The sequence below is a fragment of the Bradyrhizobium sp. MOS003 genome (genome assembly GCF_003020125.1).
Taxonomy (GTDB): Bacteria; Pseudomonadota; Alphaproteobacteria; order Rhizobiales; family Xanthobacteraceae; genus Bradyrhizobium.
On sequence record NZ_PYFW01000004.1, the window covers coordinates 362,702 to 373,175 of the forward strand.

General features: G+C 65.9%; 8 protein-coding genes. 2 read left to right on the forward strand and 6 right to left on the reverse strand.

Going from position 1 to position 10,474, the window contains the following annotated elements; genetic code table 11:
- Nucleotides 1–9: 9 nt before the first annotated feature.
- The gene (locus C7G42_RS20510) at nt 10–1,026 is read right to left on the reverse strand and encodes an amino acid ABC transporter substrate-binding protein (protein WP_106950767.1); all 1,017 of its coding nucleotides are present in this window, start codon (nt 1,024–1,026) and stop codon (nt 10–12) included.
- Nucleotides 1,027–1,412: 386 nt separating this feature from the next.
- Here C7G42_RS20510 and metC point away from each other — a divergent pair, with 386 nt between their 5' ends.
- Nucleotides 1,413–2,597 carry a cystathionine beta-lyase gene (gene metC / locus C7G42_RS20515; RefSeq protein ID WP_106950768.1) on the forward strand — a complete coding sequence of 395 codons (1,185 nt, stop codon included), beginning with the start codon at nt 1,413–1,415 and terminating at the stop codon, nt 2,595–2,597.
- 176 nt (nt 2,598–2,773) lie between these two features.
- Nucleotides 2,774–4,465: a Na/Pi cotransporter family protein gene (locus C7G42_RS20520; protein WP_106950769.1), complete on the forward strand. Its 1,692-nt coding sequence runs from the start codon at nt 2,774–2,776 to the stop codon at nt 4,463–4,465.
- 8 nt (nt 4,466–4,473) lie between these two features.
- Here C7G42_RS20520 and C7G42_RS20525 read toward each other — a convergent pair whose 3' ends face one another.
- From C7G42_RS20525 to pbpC, 5 genes are all read right to left on the reverse strand, one after another.
- Complete coding sequence (locus C7G42_RS20525; RefSeq protein WP_106950770.1) at nt 4,474–4,812, reverse strand: lipid-A-disaccharide synthase N-terminal domain-containing protein; 339 nt, start codon at nt 4,810–4,812, stop codon at nt 4,474–4,476.
- A complete protein-coding gene (locus tag C7G42_RS20530; RefSeq protein ID WP_106950771.1) occupies nt 4,809–5,561 on the reverse strand; it encodes a glycosyltransferase family 2 protein in 753 nt (250 codons plus the stop codon). Before C7G42_RS20530 ends, C7G42_RS20525 begins: the two co-directional genes overlap by 4 nt.
- A gap of 63 nt (nt 5,562–5,624) precedes the next feature.
- Nucleotides 5,625–6,470: a phosphatase PAP2 family protein gene (locus tag C7G42_RS20535; RefSeq protein WP_106950772.1), complete on the reverse strand. Its 846-nt coding sequence runs from the start codon at nt 6,468–6,470 to the stop codon at nt 5,625–5,627.
- A 1-nt stretch (nt 6,471) separates the two neighbouring features.
- Nucleotides 6,472–8,214, reverse strand: coding sequence for an ArnT family glycosyltransferase (locus C7G42_RS20540; protein ID WP_106950773.1), 1,743 nt, complete (start codon nt 8,212–8,214; stop codon nt 6,472–6,474).
- 50 nt (nt 8,215–8,264) lie between these two features.
- The gene (pbpC, locus tag C7G42_RS20545) at nt 8,265–10,373 is read right to left on the reverse strand and encodes a penicillin-binding protein 1C (protein WP_106951071.1); all 2,109 of its coding nucleotides are present in this window, start codon (nt 10,371–10,373) and stop codon (nt 8,265–8,267) included.
- Nucleotides 10,374–10,474: the final 101 nt, after the last annotated feature.

Below are 10,474 nucleotides of genomic sequence, written 5' to 3' on the forward strand. Positions count from 1 at the left end.
CAGAGGCGATCAGCGGATCGGCGGCGCGTACTGAAGACCGCCCTTGTTCCAGAGATTGTTGAGACCGCGATTGATGGCGAGCGGCGAGCCCGCGCCGACATTGCGATCGAACACTTCGCCGTAATTGCCGACCGCCTTCACGATCCGCACCACCCAGTCCTTGGTCAGGCCGAGCTGTTCGCCGAAATTGCCGTCGGTGCCGAGGACGCGCTTCAACTCGGGATTTTCCAGCTTCGCTTTCTCATCGACGTTCTTCGAGGTCACGCCGAGCTCTTCGGCGGTGACCATCGCGAACAGCGTCCACTTCACGATGTCGAACCATTGGTCGTCGCCATGACGCACCATGGGGCCGAGCGGCTCCTTCGAGATGATCTCGGGAAGCACCATGTGGTCGTTGGGATTGGCAAGCTTGAGACGGTTGGCGTACAGACCCGACTGGTCGGTGGTGAAGACGTCGCAGCGCCCGGCCTCGTAGGCCTTGACCGTTTCGTCGTTGGTGCCGAACGCGATCACCTCGTACTTCATGTTGTTGGCCTTGAAGTAATCGGCCAGATTCTGCTCGGTGGTGGTGCCGGTCTGCACGCAGACCGAGGCGCTGTTGAGTTCGAGCGCCGAATTCACCTTGAGCGACTTCTTCACCATGAAGCCCTGCCCGTCATAATAGGTCACGCCGGTGAAGTTGGCACCGAGCGAGGTATCGCGCGAGATGGTCCAGGTGGTGTTGCGCGACAGTACGTCGATTTCGCCGGATTGCAGCGCGGTGAAGCGGTCCTTGGCGGACAGCGGCACATACTTGACCTTGGTCGCATCGTTGAAGATCGCCCCGGCGATCGCGCGGCAAACGTCGACATCGAGGCCGGTCCAGTTGCCCTTGTCGTCGGGCGAGGAGAATCCCGGCAGGCCCTGGCTGACGCCGCAGGACAGCATGCCCCGGTCCTTGATGGTCTTGAGCGTTTGCGCATCGGCGGCTTGGGCGGCGAGGCCGGCGGCGAGAGCAAGGGTGAGAGCCAGGGTTACGCGTTTCATGGGCTTTGGGCCTTTCAAAGTCGTCTCAAGGATCGTTGTCTCAGGATCATCGCTGCCAGGGCCAAGCGTATCACGGCCCGCCCTGCAAGAGTCATGCTGGGAAACCTTGCTGAACACCCGCCGATCCCGGGAGGCCCTACCTTAATCCCCGCCGCGGCGCCCGCCGATATGGCTGTGGCGCAAGGTCCGGTCAGACGAGGGACGAAGGTCGCTGCAGGCCCCTCAACATGCGGCGACTGAATAGCACCTGCGCATCACAGAACGACTGGCGTGCCGGGTCAAGGGGTTGACGGGACTCTTCTGTGTTCTGTTATTAAAGTCAGCGGCCTTCGGCCAGCCCGTCAGGCGCCAGGCCCGAGCGGAAACGCGGTTTTGAAAGCAGACGCATGGATTCCTCGCATCCCTCCCAGCAGCATGCCGAGACCCGGCTGGTCACCTCCGGCCGCGACACCAAGGCGCAGAAGGGGTTCGTCAATCCGCCGGTCTTTCATGGCTCGACCGTGCTCTACCCGACCGCCGAGGATCTGCACGCCCATCGCGGCGAGTTCACCTATGGGCGCCACGGTTCCCCCACCACCAAGGCGTTCCAGGAGACGCTGATGGCGCTGGAAGGGCCGCAATGCGCCGGCGTCGGCATCGTCCCGTCTGGGCTGTCGGCGATTTCCACCACCTTGCTCTCGGTGCTCAAGGCCGGCGACCATCTCCTGGTCTGCGACAACGTCTATCGGCCCTCGCGCAATTTCTGCAACGGCATGCTCGCCCGCTTCGGCGTCGAGACCACCTATTTCGATCCGACGATCGGCGCAGGTATCGACAAGCTGTTCAAGCCGAACACCCGCGCGGTGCTGGTGGAGGCCCCGGGCTCGCAGTCGTTCGAGATGCCGGACATTCGCGCCATCGCCGAGGTTGCGCATGGACGCGGCGCGCTCGTCATCGACGACAACACCTGGGCGACCCCGCTCTATCACCGCTCGCTCGAACAGGGCGTTGATATCAGCATGCAGGCCGCGACCAAATATATCGGCGGCCATTCCGACATCATGTTCGGCACGATCTCGGCCAACGCCAAGGCCTGGCCGCTAGTTTCGGAAGGCATCCGCCTGCTCGGCGTCTGCGCCGGTCCCGACGATGTCTTCCTCGCGCTGCGCGGCCTGCGCACGTTGTCGGTGCGGCTGGCGCAGCATCACCGCTCCGGGCTCGACATGGCGCGATGGCTCGCTGCTAGAGCCGAGGTCGCGCGCGTGCTGCACCCGGGGCTCGAGACGGATCCCGGTCACGCGATCTGGAAGCGCGACTTCACCGGCGCCTCCGGCCTGTTCAGCATCGTGCTGAAGCCCGCGCCGCAGAAGGCCGTCGACACCATGCTCAACACGCTCAAGCTGTTCGGCATGGGTTTTTCATGGGGCGGATTCGAGAGCCTCGCGATTCCCTTCGATTGCGACGCCTATCGCACCGCGACCAAGTGGTCGCCCGGCGGCCCGACGCTGCGTCTGCACATCGGGCTCGAGAGCGTCGATGATCTCAAGGCCGATCTTGATCGCGGCTTTGCTGCCTTCAAGGCGGCAATGTGAGCTTGCTCACGAGGCAAAACGCCTGCGAACGCGCCAACGCGCGCCGCGGCGGACGCCCAACGCGCCGCGGGAACGTGCAGCTGGCGCAAACGTTAACGCCGATGCGCCAACAAAAGGTTTCAACCTCAAGCATTTGGCGCTAGCCTCACCAATCGACTCTTATCCGGACACGGAGCATGGGAACGTTGGTTCTGCTCGATCTGATGGGCGGCGTTGCGCTGTTGCTGTGGGGCCTGCACATGGTCCACAGCGGGATCCTGCGCGCCTTCGGTCCTGACCTCAGGCGGCTGCTCGGCAAGGCGCTGAGCAACCGCCTCAGTGCTTTCGCTGCCGGCCTCGGCCTCACCGCACTGCTCCAGAGCAGCACCGCGACCGCCTTGATCACGAGTTCGTTCGCGGCCGAAGGCCTCGTCAGTCTCGCCGCCGCGCTCGCCATCATGCTCGGGGCCAATCTCGGCACGACACTGATCGTGCAGGTGCTGTCGTTCAACATCGCAGCCGTTGCGCCGGTGCTGTTCGTGCTCGGCCTCGTCGCCTTCCGCTCCGGCCCGCGATCGCGGATCAAGGACATCGGTCGCGTCTGCATCGGCCTCGGCCTGATGCTGCTCTCGCTGCACATCCTGCTCGACACGCTGGCGCCGGCGGAGAACGCACCAGGCGTCCGGATCGTGATGTCGGCCATCACGGGCGATCCCATACTGTGCATTGTCATTGCCGCCCTCGTCACATGGGCCGTGCATTCGAGCGTTGCCAGCGTGCTGCTGATCATGTCGCTCGCCTATTCGCAATTCATCACGCCTGAGGCGGCGCTGGCGCTGGTGCTCGGGGCCAATCTCGGCAGCGCCATCAATCCCGTATTCGAGGGCGCCAAGCGTGACGATCCCGCAAGCTATCGCTTGCCGGTCGGCAATCTCGTCAACCGCGTCGTCGGCATCGCTCTGGTCCTGCCCTTCCTCGGCACGATCGCCGAGCACATGCATGCCTGGCAGCCCGATCTCGCCAGGATGACGGCGGCTTTCCACATCGCCTTCAACGCCGGCACGGCGGTCATCTTCATCGGCCTGCTCGACACCATGTCGCGCGTGCTGACCCGCCTCTTGCCGGATCGCGTGCAGGAGGCCGATCCGGCCCGGCCGCGCTATCTCGACGAGACCGCGCTGGAGACGCCGTCGCTGGCGCTCGCCGACGCCTCTCGCGAGGCGCTGCGGATGGGCGATCTCGTCGAGGTCATGCTCCGCAAGGTGATGGCGGCGATGATGACGGGCGACCGTGCGCTGGTCGACCAGGTCTCCAAGATGGACAATCTCGTCGATGGCCTCGACGAGGCCATCAAGCTCTACGTGACCAAGCTGATGCGGGGCAGCCTCGACGAGAGCGAAGGACGGCGCGCGATGGAGATCATCTCCTTCGCCATCAACCTCGAACATATCGGCGACATCATCGACAAGAGCCTGAGCGAACTCGCCACCAAGAAGATCAAGCGTCGCTTCCAGTTCTCGGCGGAAGGGGCGGACGAGCTCGCTGCCTTCCACAAGCGCACGATGGACTCGTTGCGGATCGCGTTCGGCGTCTTCATGTCGGGCGACGCCAACGAGGCGCGCAAGCTGCTGGTGGAGAAAACCGCGCTGCGCAACACCGAGCTTGCGGCGGTCGAACGGCATCTCGACCGCCTGCGCGAGGGCCGGCCCGAAACCATCGAAACGACCTCGCTGCATCTGGACGTGCTGCGCGACCTCAGGCGCATCCACTCGCACATCTGCTCGGTCGCCTATCCCGTGCTCGACGCAGCCGGCGTGCCATATCGCAGGACCGAGGCGGAGACAGCTGCCCTGCCCGCCTCAGGCGCGGCGTCGGCAGTGCCGCGCTGACTGCTTTACTAGCGCTCCAGCGTCTTCGACGCCTTGCTGCGGTTCTTGATGATCAGCATGATGTTGCGGATATAGATCACCGTCGCGAGCGATTGTCCGAGGATGATGACCGGCTCGCGCTTCACGACGCCGTAGACAAGCGTCATCATCCCGCCGCCCATCGAGCAGAACCAGAATGCCATCGGCACCACGCTGTTGCCGGCGCGCTCGCTCGCGATCCACTGCACCAGGAAGCGCGCGGTGAAGAACAGCTGCGCAACGAGGCCGAATGCCAGCCAGAAATCGAATTTGGCGACGAAGACGTCGTAGAGATAGTTGCTCAGCGCCTGACCGTATTGGATGATCATGCGTTCACCTCAGTCACTTCTGGAGTCGGCTTCTTGCGGCGGATCAGCCACCATACGCCGGCGAGATCCATGATGCCGATCCACAGCCGATCGAAGAAACCGTAGTTCGACACGCCGGAATGGCGCGGCCGGTCGATCACGTCGACATAGGCGATGTCGTAGCCTTCGCGCCGGACCAGCGCCGGCAGGAAGCGATGCAGCCCGTCGAAATAGGGCATCATCAGGAAGACCTCGCGACGGAATGCCTTCAGCCCGCAGCCGGTATCCCGCGTGCCGTCCTTCAGGATGGCGTTGCGGACGCCGTTGGCGACGCGCGACTGGAGTTTCTTGAAGCCGGTATCCTTGCGCCCGACGCGCTGCCCCGCGGCGAGGCCGACGCGCCCTGCCCCCTTCTCGACCGCCGAAATCAGGTCGGGTAGGAAGGCCGGATTGTTCTGGCCGTCGCCATCGAGCGTCGCCACGATCACGCCGCGCGCCGCGCGCACGCCGCTGCGCACCGCCGCGGATTGGCCGCCTGATCTGGTATGCCGAAGCTGACGCAGATTGTCCCGCTGCGCCATGATTGCTGCGAGGCGTTCGCCGGTTGCATCGGTCGAGCCGTCGTTGACGTAGATGATCTCATAGGCCCAGCGGCCATCGAGCGCCGCGCCGATCTCCGCGATCAGCGGCGCGATGTTGTCGGCTTCGTTACGCACGGGAACGACGATGGAAACCGAGGGCTGGGGCGTCGGAGGCTGGGACGACGACAAATCAAGGCTCGTGGTTGGAATGGGCCTTGCCGGGGAACCGGCGGCCCCGACAGGCAGCCGCTTTTATGGGGCGGATGCCCCGCGGGCAACCCTTTTGAGACGGCCCGGGACCGGCCCGGCAAGGGGCACAATGGTGCCGTCGGCGCGGATGGCAAAGCCGAGCCGCCTGGCCGCGAACCAGTAGCGGACCGTCATGGCGCCGACAGTGCCGACCAGCGCGCCGGCCACGACGTCGCTTGGGTGATGCGCAACCAGCACCAGCCGCGTTAGCAGGATCACGATTGCGTAAGTGAACATGAAAACGCGCAGCCGCGGCCATAATGCTGAGACCGCAAACGCCAAGGCGAACGCCGCCACGGCATGGCCCGACGGCAGGCTGGCATAAGTCCCCGTCCCCTCGAACGGCACGAAGTTGAACGGATTGGCCTTGCCGCCGACAAACGGACGTCCGCGGCCGATGACATATTTCAGGATCTCGGCAACGAAGGCCGAGACGGCAATCGACAGAAACATGAACTGCAACCGTGTGCCGAGGCCGAGGAGCAGTGTGCGGCGTGTCCCGTGAAGCGCTGCTGCAACGAGCGCCAGCACCACCAGCGCCACCCCGAGTACCGAGAGCACATACTCGTCCTTGCCGAAATCGGTGAGGATGCGGATCGGCCACAGGCTCGGCGTGCCGCGCGCCGGCATAAGCTCGATCTCGGTCTGGTCGAACGCGACCATCAGCGCAATGATGAGAGCTGCGCCCGCCGCGCTGAGCCACAGCGAATGCCGCGCCAGCTTTCGCGCGGCCTCTGCCCGGCGCGAATGCGAGGGCGTGCGAACGAGCTGCTTCAGCGCGCGGCCCGACACGGTCAGCAACTGCGCGGGATAGGAAGGGCGCGGCGCGGGGCTCGTCGTAATAGGCATCCTATTCGGTGCCTTCCGAGCGGAAGATCGAGATCGAGATCGCGCGTCCCTGCGAGAAATTGTAGCCGTCGATGCGAGTGCCGACCTTGTAGCGCAGCCCGATCGCCTCGGCACGCTGCACGAAGCTCCGCTCCGAACGCTGCTCGATCAGCGCGAAGCGGCAGCTGCCCTGCCGCAGGAAATCCGCCGCGCCCGAGCCGTCCGTGAGCAGCGTCTGCGTGCCCGTCAGGAATACGAGGCTCGGCTCGTGATAGCCGGCAGCCGCCGCCTTGGGCCCGACACAGGTGACGTTGCGGAGCGCGCGCGCGACCTCGATGCTCGGAAACAGCGGCGTCAGCGACGGCAGCACGATGCCGTACACCACGACCGCCAGCATCAGGGCCGCGACCAGCGCATTGAGCAGCGAGCGCTCGGCGCGGTTGTTGTCGTAGAGCCACCAGGCGAACAGGCCGAAGATCAGTGCCGCCGCGATGAACGGCCAGGCCACGAAAGCCGGCTGCCGCGTCAGCATCACCGCACCCACCACCGCGGTGATCGAGGCGGCCGCGGGGATCGCGAACCACCAGGCCGAACCGCGCATCAGCCAGGAGCGCGACAGCACGCGCCGCTCCACCGCGCCGGCGGTGAGAATGGCGATCGCCGGATACAGCGGCAGCACGTAATGCGGCAGCTTGGTCAGGACCGCCTCGAACACGATCCAGGACGGGATCAGCCAGGCCAGCAGAAACTGCGCGCCGGGCTCGCGCCTGGCCCGCCACACCGCGGGCGCCGCCATCGCCGCGAGCGGCGCGCCCGGCCAGAACGTGATCCAAAACAGCGCGAGATACAGTCCGGGCGGCGCGCCGTGGGATTCCTGGGCGCCGATCTTGCTCAGCATGTCGCCGCCGACGGAGTCCGCAAAGAAAGCATCGCCCGCGCGCCAGAAGATCGCGATGAACCAGGGCAGCACGAGCACCAGCATCCACATCAGGCCCCAGACCGGGCGCAACCGCCACAGCCAGGATGAATCGCGATCCTGGATCGCGAGCGCGACGATGGTCAGGCCTGCAAACATCAGGATCAGCGGGCCCTTGATCAGGATGCCCACCGCAAGTGCGGTCCAGAAGATCGCGGGCCAGCTCCAGGGCGGATGTGTCTCGTCCTCGGCGCGCTGCCACGACAGATAGGCCCGCGCCATCGCGCCCATCGCGGCGACCACGCAGAACAGCAGCATCGCGTCGGTCTTGGCGAGACGCGCCTCGACGCCGAGCAGCACGGAGGCACACATCATCAGCGCCGCCAGCACCGCGGCGCGTCGCGTGACGAAGCCGAGGGCGGCCCAATAGGTCATGAGCACGGCGCCGACCGCGCCGATCAGCGACGGAATCCGGTAGACCCAGATCCGCAATTCGGCCTTCGGCAGCTTCAACGCCGAGGCGATCTCGACTGTCGCCGATTGCAGCCAGTAGATGCCGACCGGCTTCTTGTAGCGGACATCCTCCTGGAAGCGGATGTCGACATAATCGCCGCTCTCGACCATCTGCTTGGTGGCCTGGGCGAACCGCGCCTCGTCGCGGTCGACCGGCGGGATCGTGAAGAAGCCCGGCAGGAACAGCAGCAGCGCGCACACCAGCAGGAAGGCGACGGCGCGGGCATGGCTGGCCGTGACGACATCGAGCATGCCCACGAGCCGGCTGCCCGGATTTGCGGGCGATTTCGGCTCGCGGGGCGCTCCAAAACGGGGGGTAGGATAGGTCTCGGCCATTGGTTCCGCTTACGCCGAAACCGCCATCGCCACAACCGCTTGAGGCGGGGTCATTGAATTCGAATGACGACTGTGTCCGCGGCGCCCGTGGCATCGATCACGGTGAGCCGCGCAAAGCCGGGACCGGGCGGATCGATCAGGCGCTGGCGGCGGCCGTCGATCTCGCCGAGCGCGGTGCCGTTAACCATGACCGTCATGGGCAGCACGCCACCGGCGACCTTGACCGGCATCGCGGCGCTCTCCTGTCCCCCGGACCGATCGACATCGATCCGCGAGCCGTTCAGCGGAAACTGGATATGCAGCGCCTGCTCGCGGCCGGTTCGCACCAGCTCTCCCACCGGCCGGAACCGTTTCAGTGGCAACGGCAGCTTGGCATTGCTGGCAACCAGGGTTCCCCTCGGCGGCTTCGGCAATGCGGCCAACGTCTTGCCGGTGCGGGCGAAGGCATCGAACAGGATCGGTGCGGCAGCGACGCGGCCGATCAGGCCCGGAACCGGCGCGCCGTCGGGACGGCCGACCCAGACGCCGATGGTCATCCGACCGTCGAACCCGACCGACCAGGCGTCACGATAGCCGTAGGACGTGCCGGTCTTGAAGGCGATGCGGTTGTGTGCGGCATTCTCGGGTGGCGGCGTTCCCAGCAGAACGTTGCCGACCTGCCAGGCCGCGACCTGATCCAGCAGCCGAAGCGGCTCCCGGTCGTCCTTGTCCGCCATCACCTCACGCAACGGCTTGGTAGTGCCGAGCCGGGCGAAGCCCGTGTAGAGCTGAACGAGATCCTGCAGCGTCACGCCGACGCCGCCGAGCCCCATGGCGAGCCCCGGCGCTTCGTCCTTGGGCAGAACCAGATTGCCGCCGGCCTGCCGCAGCCGCGAGGCCAGCCGGCTGGAGCCAACGCGATCGAGCAGCACGATCGCCGGCACGTTCAGCGAGAGTTGCAGCGCCTTCCTCACCGGCACCGTACCCTGGAAGGTCATGTCGAAATTTTCGGGCGCGTAGGAGCCGAAGCGGACCGGCCGGTCGTCGATCAGGCTCTCCGGATGAACGAAGCCGTCCTCGAAGGCGAGCCCGTAGATGAAAGGTTTGAGCGTCGAGCCCGGCGAGCGGATCGCGCGGGTCATGTCGACCTGGCCTGCCCGGCTTTCGTCGAAATAATCGGCCGACCCCACACGCGCCAGCACGTCGCCGCTGTCATTGTCGACCACGATGATCCCGACCGAGATGTTGGGCCCCAGCGCAATCGCGCGATCGCGGGCGAGCGGCTCCAGCACCTTCTGCAGGTTCGCATCCAGCGTCAACCTGATGACCGGCGTGTCCTTGACCGTCGACAGCGCGGTGTCAGAGGCATGCGGCGCCAGGATCGGCATCGGCTTGCGCAGTTTTGGTACAGGCACGGCCTTGGCCTGCCTGGCGTCGTCCGCGCCGACCACATGCTCCTCAACTATGCGGTCGAGCACACGATCGCGCGCCTTGCGCGCCGCTTCCGGGTGGCGATCGAGGCGGCGCGTCTCCGGCGATTGCGGCAGCGCGACCAGCAGTGCGGCTTCGGCCAGCGATAGCCTCTTCGGCTCCTTGCCGAGATACCCGATCGACGCGGAGCGGATGCCTTCGAGATTGCCGCCGTAGGGCGCCAGCGCAAGATAGAGATCGAGAATCTGCTCCTTGCTCATGGTGCGCTCGATCTCGATCGCACGAACCATCTGCCGCAGCTTGGCGTAGAGCGAGCGCTGCCGCCGCGGCTCCATCAGCCGCGCCAGCTGCATGCTGATGGTCGAGCCGCCCGACACGATGTGGCCGCGTGTCGCGAGCTGCAGGGCGGCACGCCCGAGCGCCAGCGGGTCGAGACCGTTATGCGCGTAGAAGCGCTGGTCCTCATAGGCGAACAGCAGTTTTAGATAGGTCGGATCGACGTTGGATTTGGCATCGACCGGCAACCGCCAGCGACCGTCCGGCATCGCATAGGCGCGCAGCAGCTTGCCGTTGCGGTCGACGATGGTGGTGGAAACGTGCCGGGCTTCGTCGAGCGGGAGCGGTCCGAGGGAATAGACCCAGCCGACGAAGCCGACGATGGCGAGGATGAGCGTCAGCGCGAGAGCAGAGAGCGCGCGAAAGCCCCAGCCCCTTGATCCGTCATGGCCGGGCTTGTCCCGGCCGTCCACGCTCTTCGCCGCGGTACCGCAGTCCGTGGATGCCCAGGACATCCGCGCGAAGACGCGCTTCGCGCTTTTGCCCGGGCATGACGGCGGAGTATGTGGCGCGA